This is a genomic window from Lichenibacterium minor, assembly GCF_004137685.1.
Classification (GTDB): Bacteria; Pseudomonadota; Alphaproteobacteria; order Rhizobiales; family Beijerinckiaceae; genus Lichenihabitans; species Lichenihabitans minor.
This window is the reverse complement of the sequence record NZ_QYBB01000019.1, coordinates 1-25,334: the sequence shown is the minus strand read 5'-3', so window position 1 is coordinate 25,334 and position 25,334 is coordinate 1. Positions and strand designations below refer to the sequence as shown.

The following is a 25,334-nucleotide window of genomic DNA, read 5'->3' as shown; positions in this document are numbered from 1 at the left end:
GGGATCAGAGACCGATCCGCCCCACCGCCGGCAGCTTGATCCCCGGCCGCCGAACGTCGATGCCGATGACGCCGCCGAGGAGGTTGAACTCGATGCCCTCCACCCACGCGACCGTAAGGCCGACATAGCCGCCCGCCGACACGCGGAACCCCGTGCGGGACGGCGCCCAGGCCAGCACGGCGCCGTCGACGGGGAAGTCCTTGCCGATCGCGGTGGGGGGCAGCACGGCGCCCGCTTCCGGCACGGCGGCCAGCACGGCCTGCACGAAGGTGTTGGAGTTCGGCCCCGGCCAGGCCCGGTAGTCGCCGCTGTTGCGCCAACGGTAGCCCTCGATCGCGGCGCGCATGCGCGGGATCAGCGCCGCCGCGGCGTCCCCGTCGGCCGCGAACACCGCGTCCGGCGCCTGGCCGAACCAGCGGCCGTCGGGGTCGAAGCCGTTGAGGCGGATCGGGTCGCCCCAGGCCGTGAGGTCGTAGCGGTCGTAGCGCGCCGCGCCCGCGTCCTTCAGCACGAGCCAGCAATGGACCGCGACGATGCCCCGCCAGCTCACCGTGCGGGCCGCGTAGACCCGCACGGCCGCTTCCGGGTTGAGCCGCGCCGCCGGCAGCAGCCCCGTGGCGGACCGGTCCGCGCCCCGCCAGTCGAAGGCCGGCGCCCGCCAGTACAGCGCGGCGCGCACGGCGGCCGGCGCGAAGAACAGGATGAGCAGGCAGAGGGGGATCAGGACGCGGAGCATCGGCATTCGATCGTTGGGGTGGCGGACGGGAGATGGGGACGGGCGCCGAACCGGGAAAGCCCGAGCCGATTGCGCGCCGCACGGGGCGTCCCCACCTTCCTGTCGCCCCCGTCCCGGAGCGAGCCCCATGACCTTCTCCACCATCGAACACGACGCCGTCGACGCCGCCTCGGCGGTCGCCCGCTTGAAGCGCCTGAAGACCATCGCCTGGGCGGTGGACGGGGCGTTCCGCATCCCCGGCACCAAGTTCCGCTTCGGCCTCAACAGCGTCATCGGCGCGACCCCGGCGGCGGGCGACGTCGTTCTGGCCGGCATCTCGCTCTACATCGTCAACGAGGCACGCAAGATGGGGCTGCCCAAGGAGAAGATCGGCCGCATGCTGGCCAATATCGGCGTGGAAGCGGCGGCCGGCGCGGTGCCGCTGATCGGCACGCTGTTCGACATGGGCTTCAAGGCGAACCTCCGGAACATCGCCATCATCGAGCAGCACCTGGGCGTGGCGCCCACCGCCAAGCGCTGGATCTGACCCCGACGGGTCACGGATCGTCAACGCGTTCCGGCGCAGGCTGGCGACCGTCCGAACCGCGAAAGGCCGCGCCGTGCCCCCCACCGAGCCGGCCCTCTCGCTCCGCGCCCTGCGCAAGGGGTTCGGCGCGGGGCTCCCCGCCGTCGACGGCCTCGACCTCGACGTCCCGGCCGGCGCCTTCTACGCGCTGCTCGGGCCCAACGGCGCCGGCAAGACCACGACGCTGCGCATGGTGGCGGGGCTCATGCGGCCCGACGGGGGTGCGATCCGCGTGCACGGCATCGACGCCGTGGCGGACCCGGTCGCGGCGAAGCGGATCACCGCCTGGCTGCCCGACGATCCCCTGCTCTACGACAAGCTCACGCCGCTCGAATACCTCGGCTTCGTGGCCGGGCTCTGGTCCGTGCCGCCGGCGCGGGCGCGCAGCCTCGCCGACGCGCTCGTCGAACGCCTCGACCTCGGCCCCCACCGCCACCGGCGCTGCGAGGACTTTTCGCGCGGCATGAAGCAGAAGGTGGCGCTGGCCGGGGCCCTGATCCACGAGCCGCGCCTGCTCATCCTCGACGAGCCCCTCACCGGGCTCGACGCCGGCGCGGCCCGCACCGTGAAGGCCATCCTGGCCGACTGCGTGGCCGGGGGCGCGACCGTGATCCTGACCACCCACATCCTGGAGGTGGCCGAGAAGCTCGCCACCCGCATCGGCATCATCCGCCGCGGCAGGCTCGTCGCGGAAGGGACGGCGGCGGAGCTCGGCGGCGGCGGCTCGCTCGAGGACGCCTTCCTGCGCCTCACCGAGACGGGGTGAGGCATGGGTCCCGGCTCCTTCCCCTGGCTGCTGCACCACGACCTCCGCCTCGGCTGGCGCGACTTCCGGTCCGGCTTCGGCCGGCTCGGGGCGCGGCCGCTGCTCGGGCTGGTGGCGCTCCTGCTCGCCGTCATGCACGCGGCCGTGTGGGGCCTCGCCGACGAGGTCGGGGCGCTCGCCGATGCCCCCGCGACGCGGGGCGAAGCGGAAGCGCTGGTGCTGCCCGCCGCCGGCTTCGTGCTGCTGCTGATGCTCGCGGGGACGCTGAACGGCGCCACCAAGCTGCTCTACGCGCGCGGCGACCTCGACCTCCTCCTGTCGTCGCCCGCTTCGGCCAGGCGGGTGCTGGGCGCGCGCGCGCTGGCGGTGGCGCTGGGCGCGCTGGCGTCGGCGGCGGTCTTCGTGCTGCCGGTCGCCGACGATGCCGCGCTGCTCGGCCATCCGCGCCTCCTGGCCCTGTATCCGGCGCTCGCGGGCGGCGCGCTGCTGGCCGCCGGCGCCGGGCTGGCGACGACGCTGGCGCTGTTCGGCCTGCTCGGGCCCCGCCGCACCCGCCTCGCCGCCCAGGTGCTGGCGACGTTCGTGGGGGCGGGCTTCTTCCTCGCCCTGCAGGCGCGGCGGCTGATGCCCGGACTGCTGCCGGCCGAGGCGCCCGCCGACGGGACGTGGCTGCGCGCCGCCGTGGGCCTGCCGGTGCGCGCCGCCCTGGGGGATGGCGGCGCGCTGGCGGCGTGGCTGGCCTTGTCCGCCGCCGCCTTCGCGGCGGCCGCGCTGGCGCTGGGCCCCGGCTTCGCCCGAAGCGCCGTCGCGGCCGCGGGGGCCGGGAATGCCCGCCGCCCGGCGCCCCGGCGGTCGCGGTCGTCCGCGCGGCTGTTCGTCGGCGGTCCCCTGCCGGCGCTGCGGCTCAAGGAATGGCGGTTGATCGCGCGCGACCCCTGGGTGGTGTCGCAGGTGCTGCTGCAGATCCTCTACATGACGCCGCTGATCGCACTGATGTGGACGGGCGACGGCGATCCGGCGCTGGGGATCGCGCCGATGATCGTGGTGGTGACCTTCCAGGTGTCCTCGTCGCTGACCTGGCTCGGCTTGTCGGGCGAGGACGCGCCGGATCTGCTCGCCAGCGCCCCCGTGCCGGCCTCCGCCCTGCGGCGCGGCAAGCTGCAGGCGGTCGGCGCCCTGGCGCTCGGCCTCGTGGCGCTGCCGCTCGCCTACCTGCTGTCCGTGTCGGCCTCCGCCGCCGCGGTGGCGGCCGTGCTGGCGCTGCTCGGCCTCGCCGCCGCGGTGGCGCTGCAAAGCTGGCACGGCGCGCCGCGCCGGCGTTCGTCCTTCGCGGCGCGACACCGCGAATCGAAGCTGATGGGCCTCGTCGAGATGGTGATGTCGGTGCTGTTCGGCCTCGGCACGGCCTTGGCCGTGCTGCCCACCGCCTGGGCGCTGGCACCCTTGGCCCTGGCCGGCGGGCTGGTGGCCTGGATGCGCCCGCGGCGCGGCTCGGCCGCGTGAGGGTTTCCGCCCCCGACGCCCGCGCCTAGATACGGGTCGAGGATCCGGAGTTTCCCCGATGGCGCGGCCCGACGACGACATGCCCCCCGGCGTCCCGCCCGCCACCGCGACGGCCGGAACCGTGACGATCGGCTTCGCCGACGGGACCGCGCGGGCGGGCGAGCGCCGGGTCGCCGCCGAAGTGCCGGTCCAGGTGCTGTTCGGCGGCGTGCCGTTCGGCATCATGATGGCGACGCCCGCCGACCTCGAGGATTTCGCCTACGGGTTCAGCCTCACCGAAGGCGTGGTGGCGGCGCCGGGCGAGATCCGCGCCGTGGCGATCGAGCCGGCCGAGGGGGCGGTGCGGCTCGCCGTGGAGGTGGTCGGCGCGCGGCTGCAGGCCCACCTGGCCCGCAAGCGCGCCATGACGGGGCGGACGAGCTGCGGGTTGTGCGGCGTCGACGACCTCGCCGCCCTGCCCCGCGCCGCCGGCCCTGCGGGCGACGCGCCGCGCGTGGCGCTCCGCGCCATCGAGCGCGCCCTGGGGGCGCTCGACGAGGGGCAGCACCTCAATGCCGCGACGCGCGCCGTGCACGGCGCCGCCTGGGCGACGCTCGACGGCGAGGTCCTCGACGTGCGCGAGGACGTCGGGCGGCACAACGCGCTCGACAAGCTCATCGGCGCCTGCCTGCGGGCGGGGCGAAACCCCGGGTCGGGCTTCGTCGTCGTGACGAGCCGCGCGTCGTTCGAGATGGTCGAGAAGGCGGCGACCTTCGGGTGCCGCACCCTGGTGGCCATCTCGGCCCCGACCGCGCTGGCGATCGACCGCGCCCGCGCGCTCGACGTGACGCTGGCCGGCATCGCGCGGCGCGACTCCGTCACGCTGTTCCACGGCGCCGAGCGCATCCTCGCCGACCCGCGCTGACCGCGACGGGACGCCGGGGCGAGCCGCGACGGCCCGGTCGGAGGCCGGCGCGGCGTCAGGCCGTCGCGCGGTCCGCCTGGATCGACGCCATGTCGATCACGAACCGGTACTTCACGTCGCCCTTCAGCAGGCGCTCGTAGGCCTCGTTGATGTCCTGGATGGCGATGGTCTCGCAATCGGGAAGCACGTCGTGCTCGGCGCAGAAGTCGAGCATCTCCTGCGTTTCCGCGATGCCGCCGACGAGCGAGCCGGCCAGCGTCTTGCGGCGGAAGATCATCGGCCCGCCGTTGACGGCCTTCAGCGGCTCGACGGCCCCCACCAGCACCATGGTGCCGTCGCGCTTGACCAGGGCCATGTAGGGGTCGACGTCGTGTCCGACCGGGATCGTGTTCAGGACGAAGTCGAAATACTCCGAGTGCTTCGCCATCGCGTCCGCGTCCCTGGACAGCAGGAACTTGTGGGCGCCGAGCGCGATCGCGTCCTTCTCCTTGTCGGGCGAGGTCGTGATCATCGTCACCTCGGCCCCCATGGCGGCGGCGAGCTTGACGCCCATGTGGCCGAGGCCGCCGAGGCCCACCACGCCGACCTTCTGGCCCTTCTCGACCTTCCAGTGCCGCAGCGGCGAATAGGTGGTGATGCCGGCGCAGAGCAGGGGGGCGACGCGGGCGATGTCGAGCTTGTCGGGCACGCGGAGCACGAAGCTTTCCTTGACCAGGATGCGGTCCGAATAGCCGCCGAACGTGGTCTCGCCGGTGACGCGGTCCTTGCCGTTGTAGGTGAACGTCGGGACCGCGTTGCAGAACTGCTCCAGGCCCTCGCGGCAGGACGCGCAATCCCCGCAGCTGTCGACGAAGCAGCCCACCGCCGCCTTGTCGCCGACCTTGAACGCCGTCACGGCGGGGCCGACCTCGACCACCCGGCCGACGACCTCGTGCCCCGGCACGCAGGGATAGAGGGTGTTGTGCCAATCGTCGCGGGCCTGGTGCAGGTCCGAATGGCACACGCCGCAATGGGTGACCTCGATCGCGACGTCGTCCGCCCGCAGGTCGCGGCGGGTGAAGGAGAAGGGCTTCAGCGGCGCTGTCGCGTCGGTGGCCGAATAGCCGATGCACTGGAACATGGGGTGTCTCGCGCGGTTTCGCTGCAGTGCAGCACGGACCCTAGATGGCCACGCGCGACGCTGCGATAAGCGGGCGTCCGCCGCACGGAGCGTTGAGGAGAATTCATCGATGAGGGTCAGCCGCACCGACCTCGGCGAGCTCACCGTCTTCGCCGCCGTGGCGCGCCACCGCTCGTTCAAGCGCGCCGGCGTCGAGCTCGGCCTGTCGACCTCGGCGCTGAGCCACAGCATGCGGGCGCTGGAGGAGCGCATCGGCGTGCGCCTCATCAACCGCACCACCCGCGCCGTGGTGCCGACCGAAGCCGGCGAAACGCTGCTGGCGCGGCTCGCGCCGGCGCTGGGCGACATCGGCGACGCGCTGGCCGCCGTGACGGGCCGCCGCGACGAGCCCGTCGGCACGCTGCGCCTCAACGTGCCCGGGACCGCGGCCCGCATGGTGCTCGGCCCCGTCGTCACGCCCTTCCTGGAACGCCACCCGCGGGTGCGGCTGGAGATCGTGTCGGAGGAGCGCATGGTCGACGTGGTGGCGGGCGGCTACGACGCCGGCATCCGGTTCGGCGACACCGTGCCCCGCGACATGGTTTCGGTGCGGATCGGCTTCGCGCACCGCTTCGCCGTGGTGGGCTCGCCGGACTACCTCGCCCGCCACCCCGCCCCGCGCGTCCCCGCCGACCTCGCGGCGCACCGCTGCATCCGCTGGGCCTTCACGGGCGGGGGCTTCATGCGATGGGGGTTCGAGCGCGACGGCGAGGCCCTGGAGCTGGAGGTCGACGGGCCCCTCGCCGTCAACGAGCCGGACCTCATCCGCCGGGCCGCCCTCGACGGGCTCGGCCTCGCCTACACGTTCGACCGCAGCGTCGAGGCCGACGTCGCGGCGGGCCGGCTCGCCCGCGTCCTCGAGGACTGGTGCCCGGAGCGCCCCGGCTTCTCGCTGTATTATCCCAGCCGCCGCCAGATCCCGCCGGCGCTGCGGGCGCTGATTGACATGCTCAAAGGATAGGCACTAGCCTCCGCCGGACTCGCGTCTCGTGGCGGCTGCAGGGCGGGGACATCGCCATTTGGGGGTGGAAGTGTGGCAGGCCGGTGACAGCCCATCGGCACGCGGCTTGCTAGCCTCGATGCCGTCAACCGCCAGGATCCGCGCAGAGCCGATGCGCCGAAAGGTATGCCGCCCCTCATGGACATCTTCCTGCAAGCGATGATCAACGGCGTGACGCTGGGGTCCATCTACGGCCTCATCGCCATCGGCTACACCATGGTGTTCGGCATCATCGGCATGGTGAACTTCGCCCATGGCGACGTGTTCATGCTGTCCGCCTTCGTGGCGCTGATCCTGTTCCTGATCCTCACGCAGCTCCTCGGCATCACCAACGTGGCCCTGGCCTTCGTGATCGTGCTGGTCGGCGCCATGGCGATCACGGCGCTGTGGAACTGGGCCATCGAGCGCGTGGCCTACCGGCCCCTGCGCGGCTCGTTCCGCTTGGCGCCGCTGATCTCCGCCATCGGCATGTCGATCTTCCTGTCCAACATGGTCCAGGTGATCCAGGGCCCGCGCAACAAGACCATCCCGCCCATGTTCGAGAAGAACATCGCGCTGACCTCGGGGGGCTCCTACGACGTCACCCTGTCCTACAAGCAGATCGTCATCATGGTGTCGACGACGCTGCTGATGGCGGCCTTCTGGTACCTCGTACAGAAGACGCCGCTCGGCCGCGCCCAGCGCGCCTGCGAGCAGGACCGCAAGATGGCGGCGCTGCTCGGCATCGACGTCGACCGCACCATCTCGCTCACCTTCGTGATCGGCGCCGCGCTCGCCGCCGTCGCGGGCGTGCTGTACCTCAGCTACTACGGCGTGGTGAGCTTCGCCGACGGCTTCGTGCCCGGCGTGAAGGCCTTCACGGCCGCGGTGCTGGGCGGCATCGGTTCCCTGCCCGGCGCCGTGCTGGGCGGGCTGCTGATCGGCCTCATCGAGGTGCTGTGGTCCACCTACGTGTCGACCGACTACAAGGACGTGGCGGCCTTCTCCATCCTGGCGATCACGCTGATCTTCATGCCCACGGGCCTGCTCGGCCGCCCCGAGATCGAGAAGGTCTGACGCCATGCTGATGGACACCAAGACCCCGGTCCCCGGCGCCGCGTCCACCGCCGCCCGCCCGGCTCCCCCGTTCGACGCCGTCGCGGCCCTGAAGAGCGCCGCCTTCTCGGGCGCCGTGACGCTGGGCCTCGGCTTCCCGCTCCTGGCCTACGACACGCATCCGGACATCTCCAACGCGCTGGTGGTGCTGCCGCGCTGGTCCTGGGCGATCTGGGCCGCCGTCATCGTCTTCGCGGGGCGCTTCATCGGGCTCATGGTGGGCGCCCGGCCCCGTGCGGCCAAGCGCCCGCAGCAGCTCCGCGTCCCGTCGCGCTCGGAAGGCTTCGTCAAGGCCAACCTCGCCTGGTTCGCCGTGGCGGCGCTGGTGGCCTTCCCGCTGGTCATGGTGGGGGCGCTCGGCGCCAACGGCTCGCTGAAATGGATCAACAACTACGGGATCCAGATCCTCATCTACGTGATGCTGGGCTGGGGCCTGAACATCGTCGTCGGCCTCGCCGGCCTGCTCGACCTCGGCTACGTCGCCTTCTACGCCGTGGGCGCCTATTCCTACGCGCTGCTGTCGACCACCTACGGCCTGAGCTTCTGGATCTGCCTGCCGCTGGCCGGCATCCTGGCGGCCTTCTGGGGCATGATCCTCGGCTTCCCGGTGCTCCGGCTGCGGGGCGACTACCTCGCCATCGTGACGCTGGCCTTCGGCGAGATCATCCGCATCGTCCTCATCAACTGGACGGACCTGACCAACGGCTATGCCGGCATCTCGGCCATCCCGCGCGCCACCTTCTTCGGCGTGCCATTCAAGGACGGCGAGGGCGGCTTCGCGGACCTGTTCGGCATCGAATACAACCCGATCCAGCGCACGATCTTCCTGTTCTACGTCATCCTGGCCCTGGCGCTGCTCACCAACGCGGTGACGCTGCGGCTCCGGCGGCTTCCCGTCGGGCGCGCCTGGGAAGCCCTGCGCGAGGACGAGATCGCCTGCCGGTCGCTCGGCATCAACACGGTCAACACCAAGCTCACCGCCTTCGCGCTCGGCGCCATGTTCGGCGGCTTCGCGGGGTCGTTCTTCGCGGTGCGGCAGGCCTTCGTCAGCCCCGAAAGCTTCACCTTCATCGAATCCGCCACCATCCTGGCCATCGTGGTGCTGGGCGGCATGGGCTCGCAGATCGGCGTGGCGCTGGCCGCCACCGTGCTGATCGGCGGCACGGAGCTGCTGCGCGAGCTCGACTTCCTGAAGCGCATCTTCGGCGACGGCTTCGACCCCGTGCAGTACCGCATGCTGATCTTCGGCGGCGGCATGGTGCTGATGATGATCTGGCGGCCGCGCGGCATCATCGCGACGCGCTCCCCGTCCATCTTCCTCAAGGAACGCAAGGCGATCTCGGGCGACATGGTCAAGGAAGGTCACGGCTGATGCGCTGGCTGAGCGATCCCCTGCTCGTCGTCGAACACGTGTTCATGCGGTTCGGCGGCCTCGTCGCCGTGAACGACCTGTCGTTCACGGTCGGCCGCGGCGACATCACGGCGCTGATCGGCCCGAACGGCGCCGGCAAGACCACCGTGTTCAACTGCATCACGGGCTTCTACAAGCCCACGGAGGGCCGCATGGCGCTGGCCCGCCAGGGCATCGCGGCGCCCGAGGACGTCCTCGCCCTCACCCGCTCCGGCCAGAAGCACATGCGGGGCGCTTCGGGCGACCTGTACCTGCTCGAGCGCATGCCCGACCAGGAGATCGCCCGCACCGCCAAGGTGGCGCGCACCTTCCAGAACATCCGCCTGTTCACCGGCATGACGGTGCTGGAGAACATGCTCGTCGCCCAGCACAACGCCCTGATGAAGGCTTCGGGCCTCACGGTGGGCGGCCTGCTCGGCCTCGGCGGCTACAAGGGCAAGGAGCGCGGCGCCGTCGACAAGGCGCGGTTCTGGCTCGACACGATCGGGCTGTTGGACCGGGCCGACGACCCCGCGGGCGACCTCCCCTACGGCGACCAGCGCCGGCTGGAGATCGTGCGCGCCATGTGCACCGACCCGGTGCTGCTCTGCCTCGACGAGCCCGCGGCCGGCCTCAACCCGCGCGAATCGCTGGAGCTGAACACGCTGCTGCGCCTGATCCGCGACGACCACGGCACGTCGGTGCTGCTGATCGAACACGACATGAGCGTGGTGATGACCATCTCGGACCACGTGGTGGTGCTCGACTACGGCACCAAGATCGCGGACGGCCGCCCCGCCGAGGTGCGCGACGACCCCAAGGTCATCGCCGCCTACCTCGGCGTGGAGGACGACGAGGTCGAGGACGTGGAAGCGGAGATCGGCGCGTGACCACCATCATCGAGGCGGCCCCGGGCCGGAAGGCCGCGCCCGGCCGCGACGGCGCCCCCACGCCCATGCTGTCGATCCGCGGGCTGCAGACCTTCTACGGCAAGATCTGCGCCCTCAAGGGCATCGACATGGACGTCAACGAGGGCGAGATCGTCACCCTCATCGGCGCCAACGGGGCCGGCAAGTCGACCCTGATGATGACGATCTTCGGCAGCCCCCGCGCCCGCGAAGGGTCGATCACCTACGAGGGCCGCGACATCACGCGGTTGCCGACGCACGAGATCGCCCGGCTGGAGATCGCCCAGTCGCCGGAAGGGCGGCGCATCTTCCCGCGCATGACCGTCTACGAGAACCTGCAGATGGGCGCGGCCATCAACGGCTTCGCGCATTTCGACCGGGACCTGGAACGCGCCTTCACGATCTTCCCGCGGCTGAAGGAGCGCGCGCAGCAGCGCGGCGGCACCCTGTCGGGGGGCGAACAGCAGATGCTGGCCATCGCCCGGGCCCTGATGAGCCGGCCGCGCCTGCTGCTGCTCGACGAGCCGTCGCTCGGGCTCGCGCCGCTCATCGTGAAGCAAATCTTCGACGTCATCCGCGACCTCAACAAGACCGAGGGCCTGACGGTGTTCCTGGTCGAGCAGAACGCCTTCCACGCGCTGAAGCTCGCGGACCGCGGCTACGTCATGGTGAACGGGCTGATCACCCTGTCGGGGACCGGCAAGGAACTCCTGAGCCGGCCCGAGGTGCGGGCCGCCTATCTCGAGGGAGGCCATTGATGGGCGGGCTGTTCTACCCCGACGAGCCGGGGGCGCTCGGCGCCTTCGTGTTCTTCACCGTCGTGCTGGGCGGGCTCGGCGGCATCGCGACGGGCCGGGCCTTTGCGAACTCCTGGAAGCCGCTCCTCACCCTGCCCTTCGCGCTGCTGGCGCTGGCCGCCGCCGTGCGCTTCCTGTCCTACGCGCTGGCGTCGGAAGACCTGCTGTCGTTGCAATACTACGTCGTGTCGCTCCTGTTCGTGGCACTCGGCGCCGCCTACGGGTTCCGGGCCAAGCGCACGGAGCAGATGTGCCGGCAATATCCGTGGCTGTTCGGCAAGGCCGGCCCGGTGAGCTGGTCCCACCGCGGCTGACCGGCCCGCGCCGCCGCGCTACGTGGTCCCGTCGTAGCGCGGAAGGCGGGACGCCGCGCCAGAGCGCCGGTCGAGCGCCACGCTCTTCACCACGGCGAAGACGCGCGACCCGGGCGCCAAGCCCATCTCGGACAGCGACAGCCGGGTGATGCGCGCCAGCAGGGCCGCGCCGCCGCAGTCGAGACGGACCTCCGCGCCGGCGCCGTCGCGGGCGCGGATCTCGGCCACGACGGCCGGCAGCACGTTGAGCGCGCTGGTGCCGACCGGCGCGCCGAGGCTCAGCAGCACGTCGCGCGCGGGCACCTGCACGCGCAGCGCCGTGCCGAGCGGCAGGTCGATGCGCGGCACCCGAAGCGGGCCGGCGCGGGTGTGCAGGATCGTCAGGCCGAAGCCCTCGTCCTGCGCCGCCACGCGGGCGTCGAGCACGGCGCCGGCTTCCCGGGCGCCCGCCAGCGGGGCGACGTCGAGGCGGGACAGGATCTCGCCCGCGGGGCCCGCCGCGGCCACGCGGCCCCCTTCCAGCACCACGAGCGTGTCGGCCAGGCGCGCCACCTCGGCGACGGAATGCGACACGTAGACGATGGGCACGCCGGCCTCGTCGCGCAGGCGCTCGACGTAGGGCAGGATCTCGGCTTTGCGGGCGTCGTCGAGCGCCGACAGGGGCTCGTCCATCAGCAGGAGCCGGGGCTTCGCCAGCAACGCCCGGCCGATGGCGACACGCTGCTTCTCGCCGCCCGAAAGGCCGGCCGGGCGGCGCCCGAGCAGCGGCGCGATGCCGAGCAGGTCCACCACCGCGTCGAAGCCCGCGCCCCCCTCCGAGCGCGGCGCGAACCAGCGGCCGAACAGCAGGTTCTGCCGCACGCTGAGGTGGGGGAACAGCCGCCCCTCTTGGAACACGGTGCCGATGCGGCGGCGGTGGCGCGGCACGAAGATGCCGCGTTCGGTGTCGAGCAACACCCGGTCCCCGAGCGCGATGCGCCCCCGCGCCGGGCGCAGCAGCCCGCCGATGGCGCCGACCAGCGTGGTCTTGCCGGCGCCGGAGCGGCCGAACAGCGCCGTGACGCCGCCCGGCGCCGCGAAGGACACGTCGAGCGAGAAGGTGCCCTGGCGGTGGGTGACCTCGACCGACAGGGCGCTGTCCGACGATCGCGTCACGCGACGGTCCGGGCGGAGGGCGCGCGCGGCGCGATGGGGCCCGTCACGCCAGCATCCGCCGGGACACGCGGCGCGCCAGCACCTCCGACACCACCAGCGCGGTCGTCGACACCGCCACGGACACCAGCGTCAGCTTCAGCGCTTCGGCCTCGCCGCCCGGCACCTGGGTGAAGGTGTAGATGGCGGACGGCAGCGTCTGGGTTTCGCCGGGGATGTTGGCCACGAAGGTGATGGTGGCGCCGAACTCCCCCATGGCGCGCGCGAAGGACAGGATCAGGCCGGCGATGATCCCGGGCAGCACCAGGGGCAGCGTCACCAGGGCGAAGACCGCGACCGGATGGGCGCCGAGCGTCCCGGCCGCCTCCTCGAGTCTCCGGTCGACCGATTCGAGCGACAAGCGCATCGCCCGCACCATCAGGGGGAAGCCCATGACGGCGCAGGCCAGGGCCGCGCCGGTCCAGCGGAACGCCAGGGTGACGCCGAGCGCGTCGTGCAGCCAGGCGCCGACGGGACCGCGCCGGCCGAAGACGATCAGCAGCAGGTATCCGGTGACGACCGGCGGCAGCACGAGCGGCAGGTGCACGACCGTGTCGAGCACCGCTCGGCCCGGGAAGCGCCCCCGCGCCAGCAGGACCGCGACGGCGAGGCCCGGCGGCAGGCTCGCCGCCGTGGCGGTGCCGGCCACCAGCAGGCTCAGCCGCAGCGCCACGAGCGCGTCCGGACCCAGCCAGGCCGCCATCAGTCGTGCGTCGGCACGGGCTTCCGCAGCAGGGTGAAGCCTTGCTTCCCGAAGATGTCGGCGGCCGCCGGCCCGCGCAGGAAGGCGAGGAACGCCGCCGCGTCCGGGCTCTTCGCGCCCCTGGTGATCGCCACCGGGTAGACGATCGGCGGGTGGCTGTCGCTCGGGAACACGCCCACCACCTTGACCCTGGGCTCGGCGGCGGCGTCGGTGGCGTAGACGACGCCGAGCGGCGCCTCGCCCCGCGCCACGAAGGCGAGCGCGGCGCGCACGCTTTCGGCTTGGGCGACGTGGTCCTTCACGCCGTCCCAGGCGCCGAGCTTCTCCAGCGCCGCCTTGCCGTATTTGCCCGCCGGCACGGCGTCGGCGTTGCCCATGGCGAGGCGGCCGCCGTCCAGCGCGTGGCCGAGGTCGAAGCCCGGGCGGATGTCCACGGCGACCGTCGAATCCTTCGGCGCCACGAGCACGATCTCGTTGCCGAGCAGGTCGACGCGGGTGCCGTCCTGGATCAGGCCGGCCTTCTGGGCGGCCTCCATCCAGTCGGTGTCGGCGGAAAAGAAGAGGTCGGCCGGGGCGCCCTGCTCGATCTGCTTTTCGAGGACGTTCGAGGCCGCGAAGGACAGTCTGGGGGCCGCGTGGCCGTCGGCGGCCCAGCGGGCTCCGGCGTCGTCCATGGCGTTCTTCAGGCTCGCGGCGGCGAAGACGGTCGGGCCGGCGCCCGTCTGGGCCGAGGCCGGGGCCAGCGGCATCATCGCCAGGAGGGCCGCGCCGAGCCAGAACCGCCGCGTGATCCGCATGAACCCGTCTCCGTGAAGCGTCATAGCCGAAGAGATATAACGCAGCATCCGGCGAGTCCATGGCGCAGCCCCGGGCCGGGCCCTATCGTCGCGCGGGACCGGGGAGACGATCATGGTGCGGCGGGACGAGATCAGGCCGGGCGAGGTGGCGGTGGAGCCTCCGGCCGCGACGGACGCGGGGCTGGTGTTCATCGGGCGCATCCGCACGCCCTGGACCGACCGGATGGACTGCCCCCGCCAGGGCCGGCGCGACGGCCCCGTGTGCCGCATCGAACTCTTCGCGCCCTGGGACGGCGGGCTCGACGGGCTGGAGCGTTACGCGTCGATCGAGGTGCTCTACTGGCTCGACAGGTCGCGCCGCGATCTCCTGCGCCAGAGCCCGAAGAGCGACGGCACGAGCCGGGGCACCTTCTCGCTGCGCTCGCCGGTGCGTCCGAACCCGATCGGCACGTCGCTGGTGACGCTGGTGGGGATCGCGGGCGGGGTGGTGTCGGTGCGCGGCCTCGACTGCCTCGACGGCACGCCCCTCATCGACCTGAAGCCCGACCGCTGCGGCTTCACCCCCCTGGCGCCCCGCCAGCCGGGAGACGACGACGTCGACACCGGTCGCGCGGGCGTCCCGCCCGCATAGCGGGGGGGGGGGAACGGGGGTGAGACACATCGGGCAATCTGTCCCCACCGAACAGCCTCACGCCGGCTGGCGCTCGCGCGGCTACCTCCCGCATTTCGACTCGCCCGAAACGGTGCAGCACATCGTGTTTCGCCTGGCCGACGCTCTCCCCGGGCCGGTGATGGACCGGCTCGACCGCATGCCCGCGGCGGACCGTCTCGACGGGATCGAGGCGGCCCTTCTGGGCGGTCACGGCGAAAGGCTGCTGGCCGACACGCGCCTCGGCGGCTTGATCGAAGACGCCCTGCTGCACTTCGACGGCGAACGCTACCGCCTCCTCGCCTGGTGCGTGATGCCGACCCACGTCCATGCGCTGGCCGAGCAGGTGGAGGGACACCGGCTGTCGAGCGTCGTCCAGACCTGGAAATCGTTCACCGGCAAGGCCGCCAACGCGGCGCTGGGGCGACGAGGGACCTTCTGGGCGCGCGAATACTATGACCGCTTCATGCGGAACGAGCGGCACCTCGAAGCCACGCGCGCCTACATCGAGAGCAACCCGGTGAAGGCCGGCCTGTGCCGCAACGCCGGGGATTGGCGGTTCTCCTCCGCTTGGGCCGGCCGCAGCACCACAACATGAGAGGCACTGGTGGCGCGGGCGTCCCGCCCGCACCGGCGCAGCGCGAGCCGGCACGCGTGAGCCCAGGCGGGCGAGACGCCCGCGCTACCAGGGACGGTCCCAGCGACGCGCGCCGGGCTTTCAGGACGAGTCACACTGGTAGCGCGGGCGTCCCGCCCGCACCGGCACAGCGCGAGCCGGCACGCGTGAGCCCAGGCGGGCGGGACGCCCGCGCTACCAGGGGCGGTCCCAGCGACGCGCCATCGCGATGCCGAGGGCGTAGAAGAGGACGTTCCAGGGCGAGAAGATGCGGCCGAGGAGAAGCGCACCCGCCAGGGTGAAGCGGAAGGCGTCGAGCCACGGGGCGTGGGCGAGGCGGAACAGCTCGACCAGCACCGCGAAGGCGAAAGCCCCGGCGGCGAGCCGGCCCGGCCGCGCCGCGGGGCGCGAAGCCGCCGCGATCCCGTAGACCATCGCGCCCCACAGCACCGACCCGCCGACCTTCGTGACCGCGAAGGGCAGGCCGACGCCCGGACCCCAGAGGCGGAGCAGGAGCCCGGCCAGGACGACGAGGGCCGTGGCGGCGAGGGCGCGCCGCCGCCGGCCGGAACGGGGCCGGGCGGGGACGACGACCTCCGACAGCGGGACCAGCAGGGCGAAGCCGGCGCCCCGTTCCGTATCGATCAGCGCGACCGAGCCGCCATGGGCGCCGACGAGCGCCCGCACGATGGCGAGCCCCATCCCGGTGCCGCCGTCCTCGCGCCGCGTCGTGAAGAAGCTGTCGAAGACCCGCGCGCGGTTGCCCGGCGAGATGCCGGCGCCGTCGTCGCTGACCTCGATCCGCAACACCGCCCCCTCGGGCCGCGCCGACACGTCGAGCCGCCGGGCGCCGTGCCGCACCGCGTTGTCGGCGAGATGGGTCAACAATGCGAGGAGGTTGTCTGCCGAGATGCGCATGTCGGCCTCCCCTTCGCCCTCGGCCTGCAGCACGAGACCGGGGAAGCGCGCCGCGACGGCGGCGAGCGCCGGCCGCAGCGCGGCGCGGCCGGCCGTCGGCTCGGCCTCGGCGCGGGACATCTCGCGCAGACGGTCCAGCAGGGCGCCAAGCCGTTCGGTGTCGGCGAGGAGATGGTCGAGGAAGCGGCGGCGTTCGTCGGGCGCCATCGGATCCGCGAGATCGTCGTCGCGCAGCAGTTCGGCCGAGCCGCGGATGGCGCTCAGCGGCGACTTCAGCTCGTGCGACACGTGGGCGGCGAAGCCCGCCACGGCGTCGCCCCGCTCCGTCAACCGCCGCGCCATGCCCCGCAGGCTCGCCGCGAGGGCGGCGAACTCCACCGTGCCGTGGTGGCGGTGGGACGCCACCGCGGCGGCGTCGCGCGACCCGATCGCGACCGAAAGCCCGATCAGTTCGCGCACCGGCAGGCTGATGGCGCGGTGGAGGACGAGCCCGGCCATCAGCGCCGCCAGCACCACGGCGGCGGCGGCGAGTTCCAGCGCTGTGCGCTGGCCGTAGAGGCTGCCGAGGAGGTCGACGGGCGTGCGCGACGCGTAGACGACGCCCGCCACCCTGCCCCGCACGACCACCGGCACGGCCACGAAGACCCGCGCGGGCCGTCCGCGGCTGAGCGAGCCCAGCGCCGGATAGCGGTGCTTCGACACGCGCCGGCGCAGCGCCGCGGCGGTGCGGCCGTCCAGCGCCGCCGCCACCTCCTCGACGCCGGCCAGCGATTGCCCGACCTCGCCCCGTCCGGCGATGACGGTGCCGAAAGGGTCGAGCAGCCGGAAGCCGGCCAGCGTCACCGCCTGGGTGGCGGCGAGGTCCGTCGCTAGCCGCGCCCCCACCGCCCGGAAAGCCGGATCGGCCGTCGCCACGGGCTCCACCGCATCGGGGCGCCGCGGGCGCTGGGGGCCGAGGGCGGGGGCGATGACCGGGCCGGGCAGCACCGGCGCGCCGAGCGGCACATCGGGCGGCACGGTTTCGGCGATCGTCCGGCCCGCGTCGGCGGCCAGCGCGGCGGATTGGGCCAGCAACTCGGCCTCGGTGCGCTTCAGCAGTCCGTCGTCGTAGACACCGGACGCGAGCACGCCCGCCAGTGGCAAAGCCAGGACGGTGGCGAGAACCAAAGCCAGCACCAGACCGAGGCTCGGGCGGCCGTCGCGCCACACCGCGGGCCTCACGTGTCCCCGCCGCAGGCACCGAGCCGGAAACCGACGCCGTGCACGGTTTCGACCGCATCGCGGCAGCCCACGGCGGCGAGCTTGGCGCGGATGTTGCGGACGTGGCTGTCCACCGTGCGATCCGACACGGCGGCGCCGACCCCGTAGGCGGCGTCGAGGATGTGGTCCCGGGTGAAGACCGTGCGGGGCCGCACCGTCAGGGCCGCCAGGATGGCGAATTCCAGCGCCGTGAGGGCCACCGGCGCTCCCCCGTAAGCGACGAGACGCGCTTCGGCGTCGAGCACCAGGCGGCCGTGACGGTGCGACCGGTCGGGCTCCGGCGCCGGGCGGCTGCGCTTCAGGATGGCCTTGATGCGCGCCACGAGCTCGCGCGGGCTGAACGGCTTGGTGAGGTAGTCGTCGCCGCCGATTTCCAGACCCAACACGCGGTCGACCTCCTCGTCGCGCGCCGACAGGAACAAGATCGGCAGCTGCGAGCGCTTCCGGATCTCTCCGCACAGCGCCAGCCCGTCCATCTCGGGCATGCCGACGTCGAGCACGGCGAGGTCGAAGCGCCCGCGGCGGAACAGCGCCAGCGCTTCGCCGCCGTCGCGCGCCATCGTGGGCACCATGTCGGCGCGCCGGAGCGCGAAGTCGATCACGTCCCGGATGTGGGGATCGTCGTCGGCCACGAGGATGGAGGGAGCACCCATCGTCCGTCAGCCCTCTTCGCCGCGGCGCACGGCCGGCACGTCCACACCGTCGAAATAGAGCGCGAGTCGCCGGTCGCGCCAGTCGCTGCGCGCCTCCGACCGAGAAAACATTGTGAGCGAAGGTGAAGGCGAAAGGATTTCGGCCCCCGGCCGGCAGGACAGAGGCGGAGCCGGTCCGTTGGGGAGATCGACCATACCGACTTGGACGAAACGAGTCCGAATATCGAGCCGCCAGGACAGTATGTCCAAGGACGTCGCCACGGGTTGAAAATCGAACGCTCCCCACCGATGTCGCAGCACCTCACTCCATCGATCGCAGCCCTCTGTCCGGCACAGGTGGACGCACGGCGTGCCCCGACGATCGTTCGACGGATCAGTCTGGGATATATCCTTCCTGCTTCATCATTTCCCGGTAGTCATCCGACCAGAGTCCGACCCGGTCGGATCGAGCTGCCGCTTCGGCGATCACGACTTTGTCCATGAAGGCATGATACGTGTGATCGTCGATCACGCGCTTCGGGAAGTCAGGGCTGCCAGGATCCAAACGCATCGCATCCTTGATCAAGGTCAGATACTCTACGCCATCAGCCATCATACCTCCTGGCACGATTCCCTGCCTGACGAGATCGATGTTGAGGCTTTCGTTGCCTTTCTCGATCCAGATATAATCGATCTGGCCCAGCTTCGGACCTAATGTACTCTGTTCGACGATCCTTGCCGTGGCGTGTGGATGTCGGTTCAGCCAAGACACCATGAAGGTTTCGATGGTATCGACCCGCGGAGCTCGGAAAGCTCCGGTGCCGACCACCGAATAGGAAACTTTATCGCCATTCCTGCTACAGAAGACATTCTTGAACACGAGCGAGTCGGCATCGAAATTTTCCTCTGCCCGCGCCATGGTGTTCACGGAAACTATAACGCCCAAAATGGCGATCCATCGGATCATCTCTCGATCTCCGTTGCAGCATCGTTGCAATCCAAGCGGCCGCGGCAGGGCGACGCCACAGGCCAAGCGACTCAGTCGACCAGCGCCGGACCGTTCCTCCCTTTAGGTGCGCCCGCGAAGGGTCATCACCGGGACGCCTCGCGTGAGCCGTCGAGCAGCGGTGGCGTGGGGAAAGGAATGATCCTGGCCGTTCGAGAGTCCATCAGGGCACCGGCGAGCCACCAGGCGTCGTCGAGCAGGCGGCGCGGGATCGAGGGGCGAGGGACCGCAAGGCGAGGGAGCGACGGGCGGAGCGGAGGGGGTGTGTTCTGCATGGGGGCAGCATCACCGCCCCGTGTGCAGAAAGATGTCGGTCCCCGTGCAGATCCCGTGCAGATTTTCCGGTCACACGCGCGGCCGGCGCCCCCTCACGACGCCAGCAGCATCTCGATGTCGTCTTCCGTCATGGCGAGGGTGGGCTCGCCGTCGGGGTCGAAGAGCGAGGCCGCCAGCGCCGCCTTCTTGTCCTTCAGCACCTCCATCTTCTCCTCGATGGTGTTGGCCGCCACGAGCTTGTGGACGAAGACGGGTTTGGTTTGGCCGATGCGGTGGGCGCGATCGATGGCCTGCTCCTCGACGGCGGGGTTCCACCAGGGGTCGTAGAGCACCACCGTGTCGGCCGACACGAGGTTCAGCCCGACGCCGCCGGCCTTCAGGCTGATCAGGAACACGTCCGCCTCGCCCGCGTCGAACCCGGCGATGGCGGCGGAGCGGTCGCGCGTCGCGCCCGTCAGGAGGCTGTAGCGGATGCCGGCCGCGTCGAGGCGCGGGCGGATCAGGTCGAGCATGGAGGTGAACTGGGAGAAGACGATCACCCGCCGCCCTTCGGCCAGGAGCTCGCGCAGCATCTCCTCCAGCCGCTCCAGCTTGGCCGAGCCGGCCGAGGCCGCGGCCTTGGTCTTCAGCTGGAGGAGGCGCGGGTCGCAGCAGGCCTGGCGCAGCTTCAACAGCGCGTCGAGCACCACGATGCGGCTTTTCGCCCAGCCCTTGTCCTCGATGGCCTTGCGGATGCGCGCGTGCATCGACAGGCGGATCGTCTCGTACACGTCGCGCTGGGCCGGTTCGAAGGCGACGCGCTCCACCATCTCGGTCTTGGGCGGCAGGTCGCGCGCCACCTCCTCCTTGGTGCGCCGGAGCAGGAAGGGGCGCACCCGCCGCGCCAGCAGGCGGGCGCGGTCCGCGTTGCCGCTCTTCTCGATGGGCGTGCGCCAGTCTATCGTGAAGCGCTTGCGGTCCCCGAGCAGGCCCGGGCAGGCGAAGGAGAACAGCGACCACAGCTCGGCGAGGTTGTTCTCCAGCGGGGTGCCGGTGAGGCAGAAGCGGTGCCGGGCCTGGAGCGACAGGACGAGCTTCGTGGTGGCGGCGTCCGGGTTCTTGATCGTCTGCGCCTCGTCGAGCAGCAGCACGTGCCACTCCTCCTCCGCCAGCACGGCCCGGTCGCGCGCCACCAGCGGATAGGTGGTCAGCACGAGGTCGTGGTCGTCGATCTCGGCGAACAGCGCGTGCCGGGCGGGGCCGTGCAGGGTCAGCACGCGCAGGTCGGGCGCGAAGCGCGCCGCTTCGCGGGCCCAGTTGCCCATGAGGCTCGTCGGCGCCACCACCAGGGCCGGCCGGTCGAGCCGGCCGGCCGCCTTCTCGACCGACAGGAAGGCCAGGGCCTGCACGGTCTTGCCGAGCCCCATGTCGTCGGCCAGGATGCCGCCGAGCCCGACCTCGCGCAGCAGCGACAGCCAGCCCACGCCCTCGGCCTGGTAGGGCCGGAGCGTCGCCCGGAAGCCGGGCGGCAGCGCGACCGGGGGGATGCCGCCCGCGGCGGCGAGCTTGCGGCCGAGGTCGCGGAGGGCGTCCCCGCCCCGCCAGCGCAGGGCCGCGCCGGCCGTGGCCGCCTCGAACGCGAAGAGCCGCGCGGCATCCTGCAGGGACAGCCGCAGCGGGCCGCCGTCGCGGTCCAGCCCGAAGGCGAGGTCGCACATGCCCTCGACGATGGGCCTGAGCCGCCCCATCTGCATGGACAGGACGCGGCCGCCGGGCAGCGGCAGGAACACCGGCTTGTCGTCGTTGTCGGCGAGCGCGGCGAAGCTTTCCATGGAGAAGTCGGGCGACGAGATCAGCGCCACGATGGGCCCCACGAGGTCGACGCGCTCGCCGTCCACCGTGACGCCCAGGTGGAGCTCGAGCCAGTCGATGCCCGACGTGCCCCGGAGTTCGGCATCGAGTTCGCCCTCGGCGCGGAGCACGCGGTAGGGGAAGTCGGGCGCGATCTCGACGACCCAGCCGGCGCGCCGGAGGTCCGGCACCACCTCGGACACGGCGTGCAACCAGTCTGCCGGCTCGGTGCCGGGCAGGAGGTCGCGGGCGTGATCGCGCGGCAGGCCGGGGCGCAGCTCGGGGGCCGGCGCGAAGCCGCGGCGGAGCAGCAGGAGGACCGCCGCCGCTTCGGCGTCGGGATCCCGCGCCACCTCGACGAGGCGGCCACCGGCGAACATCGCCACCGTGGGCCTGGTCTCGCCGAGCGGCACCGCGGCGTCGCCGTAGCGGAACGACAGCCGCGCCAGCGCGGCCGGGGCGGGCGACACCTGCACGGCGGAAGGCTGGCCGGCGAAGCCGCCGAAGGCGGCGGCTTCCCGCGGGCCCGGCAGCGGCGCCACGAACAGGCGCAGGCTCGGCACGGGGGCGAGCCCCGTCCGCCGCTCGACTTCCGGCGTGGGCGGCGTCAGCCCCGCCAGGGCGGGCAGGCGCTTGGCCAGCCTCTCGTTCAGGGCCGCCAGGGCCAGCGGCGCCACGGGCGGCGCCCGGAACAGGGCGGCGGCGAGGCGGGCCGGCTGCCCGGTCTCGACCGGGCCGAGGAGCCCCGCCCCGGGGTCGACGTAGACCGGCGGCGTGCCGGCCAGCGGCATGCCGGCCCCCTCGACGTCCAGGCGCGGCAGCAGCGCCCCGCCCTCGACCTCGGACCAGGCGATCCTGCCGTCGCGCGGCGGCCCGGCCGCCAGCGCGGGGCCTTCGACGGTCTGCCAGCGGGCGCGGCCGGTGTCGAGGATGGCGGCCAGCACCTCGGCGCCGGCTTCCCCCGTGAGGCGATGGATCGCCAGGCCGTAGACGGACGGGATGCGGGCGAGGTCGCGCAGGATGCGGTCGTCCGACGGGCGGAGGTATTTGGCGGTGGCCGTGGACGCGCGGTGGGCCGAATAGGGCTTGGAGTCCGGCAGGAAGGTCCCGTCCTTGCGCAGCTTCGCGGTGACGCATTGCACGCCGAGCTGCGGCATCCGCGGCTCGTCCCGCAGCGGCACGAGCAGGTACACGATGCGCTGGGTGATGCCGGGCGGGTAGTCCTCGTCGACCGTCTTCACGGCGCGGTCGAGGTCGGCAAGCCAATCCGCGAGGCTCGCCGGGAGAACGTCCGGGTCGGCGGCGGGGGTCCGCGCTCCCTGCTGCGGCGCCGCGGTCAGCCGGGCGAGCCGACGCTCCGGCGTGCGCGCCGCCGCCGCCCGGGCGTCCGCAACCCGCCCGTAAGCCTCGAACAGCGCCGCGGCGACGTGCTTGCAGTTGGTTTCGACCGGGCACGAGCAGGTGCCGACGATGCTGAGCCGCCCCTTGCGCTCCTTGATCGTGACCGCCTGCCGGTAGGGTCGCGCTTCCGTGCCCTTGACGGCGGACAGGATGGTGTCGCCGTCCCAGTCGAAGGCGACGACCAGGCCCCGGGCTTGGTAGCGGCGCCCGTTCTCCGCCGCCGCGTGGCCACAGCGCCTGTGGATCTCGTCGAGGTCGAATTCCATCATCGTGTGGTTCCCGCGCCGATCCCGCCCGCGGGGCCGGCGGCGGGGGTTCGGCGCCGAGGGCTCAAACGCCGTAATGCTCCCGGTACCACCGCACGAAACGCGCCACGCCGTCCTCGATCGCGACCGTCGGCTCGAACCCGATGTCGCGCCGGAGATCGTCGATGTCGGCGTAGGTGGCGGGCACGTCGCCGGGCTGGAGCGGCAGGAAGCGCTTTTCCGCCTCGCGGCCGAGGCAGCCTTCCAGCACCTCGATCATCCTGAGCAGGCGCACCGGCTCGTGGTTGCCGATGTTGTAGAGGCGGTACGGCGCGTCGCTGATGCCCGGCCGCGGGCGGGCGCCGTCCCAGTCGGGATCCGGTTCGGCGGGCTTGCGCCCGAGCCGCACCAGCGCCTCGACGACGTCGTCGATGTAGGTGAAATCGCGCTCCATCCGGCCGTCGTTGAAGACCTCGATGGGCTGCCCGGCGAGGATGGCGCGCGTGAACAGGAACATCGCCATGTCGGGCCGCCCCCAGGGCCCGTAGACGGTGAACAGGCGCAGGCCCGTCGTCGGCAGCCTGAACAGGTGACTGTAGGTGTGCGCGATCAGCTCGTTGGCCTTCTTGCTGGCCGCGTAGAAGCTGATCGGGTGGTCGACGTTCTGGTCGACCGAGAACGGGGTGGCGGTGCGGGCCCCGTAGACGGAGCTGGACGACGCGTAGAGCACGTGGCCGGTGCCGGCCTGCCGGCAGCATTCCAGGAGGTTGACGAAGCCGGTGATGTTGCTGTCGACGTAGGCCTGGGGGTTGACGAGCGAGTAGCGCACGCCGGCCTGGGCCGCCAGGTTGACCACGAGGTCGAACGCCGTGCGGGCGAAGAGCGCGTCGAGGCCGCTCCGGTCGACGAGGTCGAGGTGCTCGAAGGTGAAGGCCGGCCAGTCCCGCAGGCGGTCCAGGCGCGCCCGCTTCAGGGACACGTCGTAATAATCGTTGAGGTTGTCGAGCCCCACCACCGCGTCGCCGTCCGCGAGGAGCCTCGCCGCGAGGTGGAAGCCGATGAAGCCGGCGGCTCCCGTCACGAGCACGCGGCGCGTCCTGGTCGGCGTGCTCAAATCGGCTGACCCCTTCGACGAGCCACGGGATCCGGGGCGGCGCGGTCCGACCCGCCCGCGCGGACCCGCGACCACCTATGCGAAGGCCACCGTGGAATTGCAAGCTTGCGGACCGCCGGCTCCGGGTCCAGAGCCTCGGCTCGGCCGTGCAGTTCGGATCGGCCCCGTGGATCGGGTTGAAGATGGATCGTCGACGATTAGCCGTCATCGGGCTGGGCTACGTGGGCCTGCCCGTGGCCGTCGCCTTCGCGCGCGCCGGCTTCGACGTGGTGGGCTTCGACATCGACCGCGGCCGCGTCGCGGAGCTGCAGCGGGGCGAGGACCGGACGCGCGAGGTGGACCGCGACGCGCTGCTCGGCTCGGGGCTGCGCGCCACGCACGCGCCCGCCGACCTCCGCGCCGCCGACTTCTTCATCGTGACGGTGCCGACGCCGATCGACGCGGCGCTGCAGCCCGACCTGTCGGCCCTTCTGGCGGCATCGCGCACGGTCGGGGCCGCGCTGAAGCGCGGCGACGTCGTGGTCTACGAATCCACCGTGTACCCCGGCTCGACCGAGGAGGACTGCCTGCCCGTGCTGGAGGAAGCGTCCGGGCTGGCGGGGGGCGTCGACTTCACCGTCGCCTTCTCGCCGGAGCGGATCAACCCCGGCGACCGCCGCAACCGGTTCGAAACCATCCGCAAGGTCGTGTCGGGGCAGGACGCCCGCACCCTCGACATCGTCGCCGAAACCTACGGCGCCGTGGTGGAAGCGGGCGTGTTCCGCGCCGGCTCCATCAAGGTCGCCGAGGCCGCCAAGGTGATCGAGAACACCCAGCGCGACCTCAACATCGCCCTGATGAACGAGCTCGCCCTCATCTGCGCGCGGCTCGGCATCGACACCGCGGACGTGCTCGCAGCGGCGGGCACGAAGTGGAATTTCCTGCCCTTCACGCCGGGCCTCGTCGGCGGCCACTGCATCGGCGTGGATCCTTATTACCTCACCTTCAAGGCGCAGAAGGCCGGCCTGCACCCTCAGGTCGTGCTGGCGGGGCGGCGGGTCAACGACGGCATGGGGGCCCACATCGGGCAGGAATGCGTGCGCCGCGTGGTCCGGCTCGGGCGGGCCTCGCCCGTCGTCACCGTGCTGGGCCTCGCCTTCAAGGAGGACGTGCCCGACATCCGCAACAGCAAGGTCGTGGACGTGATCCGCGAGATCGAAAGCTTCGGCATCCGCGTGCAGGTGTGGGACGGCGAGGTCGACGCCGCCGACGTCCGGCGCGACTACGGGATCGAGCTCGTCCCGCCGGATCGGCTGGCGCCCGCCGACGCCGTCGTGCTGGCGGTGGCGCACGCGCCGTTCCGGCGGGGCGGGTGGCCGCTGGTGTCGGGGCTGCTCGTGGGGGACGGCGGCTGGGTGTTCGACGTCAAGCACCTGCTCGACCGCGACGCCGTGCCGCCGGGGATCGCGCTGTGGCGCCTGTGACGGCGTCGCGGCGCAGCGCGCGGCCCCGCCGGTCCGGCGCCTCGCCTTGACGGTGTCGGCGCGGACCCGATACAGGGTCGCGTGGCATCGGCCCGG

Annotated in this window: 23 protein-coding genes; 13 read left to right on the top strand and 10 right to left on the bottom strand. The window is 72.3% G+C overall.

Annotated elements, in window-relative coordinates:
• Positions 1 to 4: 4 nt before the first annotated feature.
• Entirely contained in the window at positions 5 to 742 is a 738-nt protein-coding gene (locus D3273_RS16170) for a DUF3750 domain-containing protein (RefSeq protein WP_129227929.1), read from the bottom strand.
• Positions 743 to 863: 121 nt separating this feature from the next.
• Here D3273_RS16170 and D3273_RS16165 point away from each other — a divergent pair, with 121 nt between their 5' ends.
• The 4 genes from D3273_RS16165 to fdhD all read left to right on the top strand — a co-directional run bounded on the left by D3273_RS16165 (position 864) and on the right by fdhD (position 4,474).
• Positions 864 to 1,262: a DUF4112 domain-containing protein gene (locus tag D3273_RS16165; RefSeq protein ID WP_129227928.1), complete on the top strand. Its 399-nt coding sequence runs from the start codon at positions 864 to 866 to the stop codon at positions 1,260 to 1,262.
• A 73-nt stretch (positions 1,263 to 1,335) separates the two neighbouring features.
• Complete coding sequence (locus tag D3273_RS16160) at positions 1,336 to 2,067, top strand: ABC transporter ATP-binding protein (RefSeq protein ID WP_129227927.1); 732 nt, start codon at positions 1,336 to 1,338, stop codon at positions 2,065 to 2,067.
• A gap of 3 nt (positions 2,068 to 2,070) precedes the next feature.
• The gene (locus D3273_RS16155; RefSeq protein ID WP_129227926.1) at positions 2,071 to 3,570 is read left to right on the top strand and encodes a hypothetical protein; all 1,500 of its coding nucleotides are present in this window, start codon (positions 2,071 to 2,073) and stop codon (positions 3,568 to 3,570) included.
• A 58-nt stretch (positions 3,571 to 3,628) separates the two neighbouring features.
• Positions 3,629 to 4,474: a formate dehydrogenase accessory sulfurtransferase FdhD gene (fdhD, locus tag D3273_RS16150; protein WP_129227925.1), complete on the top strand. Its 846-nt coding sequence runs from the start codon at positions 3,629 to 3,631 to the stop codon at positions 4,472 to 4,474.
• A gap of 55 nt (positions 4,475 to 4,529) precedes the next feature.
• On the opposite strand, the gene D3273_RS16145 is transcribed toward fdhD, so the two are convergent.
• Positions 4,530 to 5,594, bottom strand: a complete 1,065-nt coding sequence (locus D3273_RS16145) for an NAD(P)-dependent alcohol dehydrogenase (protein ID WP_129227924.1) — start codon at positions 5,592 to 5,594, stop codon at positions 4,530 to 4,532.
• Positions 5,595 to 5,703: 109 nt separating this feature from the next.
• Between D3273_RS16145 and D3273_RS16140 the strand changes: the two genes are divergently transcribed.
• The 6 genes from D3273_RS16140 (at position 5,704) to D3273_RS16115 (ending at position 11,137) form a co-directional block, all read left to right on the top strand.
• On the top strand, positions 5,704 to 6,594 hold the full coding sequence (locus D3273_RS16140) for a LysR family transcriptional regulator (RefSeq protein ID WP_129227923.1): 891 nt from the start codon (positions 5,704 to 5,706) through the stop codon (positions 6,592 to 6,594).
• Between the two features lie 177 nt (positions 6,595 to 6,771).
• Entirely contained in the window at positions 6,772 to 7,689 is a 918-nt protein-coding gene (locus tag D3273_RS16135) for a branched-chain amino acid ABC transporter permease (RefSeq protein WP_129227922.1), read from the top strand.
• Positions 7,690 to 7,699: 10 nt separating this feature from the next.
• A complete protein-coding gene (gene livM, locus D3273_RS16130) occupies positions 7,700 to 9,100 on the top strand; it encodes a high-affinity branched-chain amino acid ABC transporter permease LivM (protein ID WP_129227986.1) in 1,401 nt (466 codons plus the stop codon).
• The gene (locus D3273_RS16125) at positions 9,100 to 10,008 is read left to right on the top strand and encodes an ABC transporter ATP-binding protein (RefSeq protein ID WP_129227921.1); all 909 of its coding nucleotides are present in this window, start codon (positions 9,100 to 9,102) and stop codon (positions 10,006 to 10,008) included. Before livM ends, D3273_RS16125 begins: the two co-directional genes overlap by 1 nt.
• Positions 10,009 to 10,073: 65 nt before the next feature.
• Positions 10,074 to 10,784 carry an ABC transporter ATP-binding protein gene (locus D3273_RS16120; RefSeq protein ID WP_129227985.1) on the top strand — a complete coding sequence of 237 codons (711 nt, stop codon included), beginning with the start codon at positions 10,074 to 10,076 and terminating at the stop codon, positions 10,782 to 10,784.
• Complete coding sequence (locus D3273_RS16115) at positions 10,784 to 11,137, top strand: DUF6867 family protein (protein WP_129227920.1); 354 nt, start codon at positions 10,784 to 10,786, stop codon at positions 11,135 to 11,137. Before D3273_RS16120 ends, D3273_RS16115 begins: the two co-directional genes overlap by 1 nt.
• Positions 11,138 to 11,155: 18 nt before the next feature.
• On the opposite strand, the gene modC is transcribed toward D3273_RS16115, so the two are convergent.
• The 3 genes from modC to modA are packed head-to-tail and all read right to left on the bottom strand — an operon-like array spanning position 11,156 to position 13,828.
• Positions 11,156 to 12,292: a molybdenum ABC transporter ATP-binding protein gene (modC, locus tag D3273_RS16110; RefSeq protein WP_245501208.1), complete on the bottom strand. Its 1,137-nt coding sequence runs from the start codon at positions 12,290 to 12,292 to the stop codon at positions 11,156 to 11,158.
• A gap of 43 nt (positions 12,293 to 12,335) precedes the next feature.
• Entirely contained in the window at positions 12,336 to 13,031 is a 696-nt protein-coding gene (modB, locus tag D3273_RS16105) for a molybdate ABC transporter permease subunit (RefSeq protein WP_129227919.1), read from the bottom strand.
• A complete protein-coding gene (gene modA, locus D3273_RS16100; RefSeq protein ID WP_129227918.1) occupies positions 13,031 to 13,828 on the bottom strand; it encodes a molybdate ABC transporter substrate-binding protein in 798 nt (265 codons plus the stop codon). Before modA ends, modB begins: the two co-directional genes overlap by 1 nt.
• Positions 13,829 to 13,940: 112 nt before the next feature.
• On the opposite strand from modA, the gene tsaA reads away from it, so the two are divergent.
• Positions 13,941 to 14,459 (top strand): tRNA (N6-threonylcarbamoyladenosine(37)-N6)-methyltransferase TrmO, encoded by a 519-nt coding sequence (gene tsaA, locus D3273_RS16095; protein ID WP_129227917.1) that lies wholly within the window; start codon positions 13,941 to 13,943, stop codon positions 14,457 to 14,459.
• A 19-nt stretch (positions 14,460 to 14,478) separates the two neighbouring features.
• Positions 14,479 to 15,075, top strand: a complete 597-nt coding sequence (locus D3273_RS16090; protein WP_129227916.1) for an REP-associated tyrosine transposase — start codon at positions 14,479 to 14,481, stop codon at positions 15,073 to 15,075.
• 213 nt (positions 15,076 to 15,288) lie between these two features.
• Here the strand turns inward: D3273_RS16090 and D3273_RS29810 are convergent, their stop codons facing one another.
• The 5 genes from D3273_RS29810 to D3273_RS16065 form a co-directional block, all read right to left on the bottom strand.
• Positions 15,289 to 17,187 (bottom strand): DUF2809 domain-containing protein, encoded by a 1,899-nt coding sequence (locus tag D3273_RS29810; RefSeq protein WP_129227915.1) that lies wholly within the window; start codon positions 17,185 to 17,187, stop codon positions 15,289 to 15,291.
• A 41-nt stretch (positions 17,188 to 17,228) separates the two neighbouring features.
• Complete coding sequence (locus tag D3273_RS16080; RefSeq protein ID WP_129227914.1) at positions 17,229 to 17,924, bottom strand: response regulator transcription factor; 696 nt, start codon at positions 17,922 to 17,924, stop codon at positions 17,229 to 17,231.
• 373 nt (positions 17,925 to 18,297) lie between these two features.
• Positions 18,298 to 18,870 carry a hypothetical protein gene (locus D3273_RS16075; protein ID WP_129227913.1) on the bottom strand — a complete coding sequence of 191 codons (573 nt, stop codon included), beginning with the start codon at positions 18,868 to 18,870 and terminating at the stop codon, positions 18,298 to 18,300.
• A 407-nt stretch (positions 18,871 to 19,277) separates the two neighbouring features.
• Positions 19,278 to 22,685 carry a DEAD/DEAH box helicase gene (locus D3273_RS16070; protein ID WP_245501207.1) on the bottom strand — a complete coding sequence of 1,136 codons (3,408 nt, stop codon included), beginning with the start codon at positions 22,683 to 22,685 and terminating at the stop codon, positions 19,278 to 19,280.
• A 61-nt stretch (positions 22,686 to 22,746) separates the two neighbouring features.
• The gene (locus tag D3273_RS16065; RefSeq protein WP_245501206.1) at positions 22,747 to 23,748 is read right to left on the bottom strand and encodes an NAD-dependent epimerase; all 1,002 of its coding nucleotides are present in this window, start codon (positions 23,746 to 23,748) and stop codon (positions 22,747 to 22,749) included.
• Between the two features lie 209 nt (positions 23,749 to 23,957).
• Here D3273_RS16065 and D3273_RS16060 point away from each other — a divergent pair, with 209 nt between their 5' ends.
• Entirely contained in the window at positions 23,958 to 25,238 is a 1,281-nt protein-coding gene (locus D3273_RS16060; protein WP_129227911.1) for a nucleotide sugar dehydrogenase, read from the top strand.
• Positions 25,239 to 25,334 lie beyond the last annotated feature (96 nt).

Coding starts and splice junctions, on each gene's coding strand:
- D3273_RS16170 (WP_129227929.1), bottom strand. CDS start 742: ATGCCGATGCTCCGCGTCCTGATCCCCCTCTGCCTGCTCATCCTGTTC.
- D3273_RS16165 (WP_129227928.1), top strand. CDS start 864: ATGACCTTCTCCACCATCGAACACGACGCCGTCGACGCCGCCTCGGCG.
- D3273_RS16155 (WP_129227926.1), top strand. CDS start 2,071: ATGGGTCCCGGCTCCTTCCCCTGGCTGCTGCACCACGACCTCCGCCTC.
- fdhD (WP_129227925.1), top strand. CDS start 3,629: ATGGCGCGGCCCGACGACGACATGCCCCCCGGCGTCCCGCCCGCCACC.
- D3273_RS16145 (WP_129227924.1), bottom strand. CDS start 5,594: ATGTTCCAGTGCATCGGCTATTCGGCCACCGACGCGACAGCGCCGCTG.
- D3273_RS16140 (WP_129227923.1), top strand. CDS start 5,704: ATGAGGGTCAGCCGCACCGACCTCGGCGAGCTCACCGTCTTCGCCGCC.
- D3273_RS16135 (WP_129227922.1), top strand. CDS start 6,772: ATGGACATCTTCCTGCAAGCGATGATCAACGGCGTGACGCTGGGGTCC.
- livM (WP_129227986.1), top strand. CDS start 7,700: ATGGACACCAAGACCCCGGTCCCCGGCGCCGCGTCCACCGCCGCCCGC.
- D3273_RS16125 (WP_129227921.1), top strand. CDS start 9,100: ATGCGCTGGCTGAGCGATCCCCTGCTCGTCGTCGAACACGTGTTCATG.
- D3273_RS16120 (WP_129227985.1), top strand. CDS start 10,074: ATGCTGTCGATCCGCGGGCTGCAGACCTTCTACGGCAAGATCTGCGCC.
- D3273_RS16115 (WP_129227920.1), top strand. CDS start 10,784: ATGGGCGGGCTGTTCTACCCCGACGAGCCGGGGGCGCTCGGCGCCTTC.
- modB (WP_129227919.1), bottom strand. CDS start 13,031: ATGGCGGCCTGGCTGGGTCCGGACGCGCTCGTGGCGCTGCGGCTGAGC.
- modA (WP_129227918.1), bottom strand. CDS start 13,828: ATGCGGATCACGCGGCGGTTCTGGCTCGGCGCGGCCCTCCTGGCGATG.
- tsaA (WP_129227917.1), top strand. CDS start 13,941: ATGGTGCGGCGGGACGAGATCAGGCCGGGCGAGGTGGCGGTGGAGCCT.
- D3273_RS16080 (WP_129227914.1), bottom strand. CDS start 17,924: ATGGGTGCTCCCTCCATCCTCGTGGCCGACGACGATCCCCACATCCGG.
- D3273_RS16075 (WP_129227913.1), bottom strand. CDS start 18,870: ATGATCCGATGGATCGCCATTTTGGGCGTTATAGTTTCCGTGAACACC.
- D3273_RS16070 (WP_245501207.1), bottom strand. CDS start 22,685: ATGATGGAATTCGACCTCGACGAGATCCACAGGCGCTGTGGCCACGCG.
- D3273_RS16060 (WP_129227911.1), top strand. CDS start 23,958: ATGGATCGTCGACGATTAGCCGTCATCGGGCTGGGCTACGTGGGCCTG.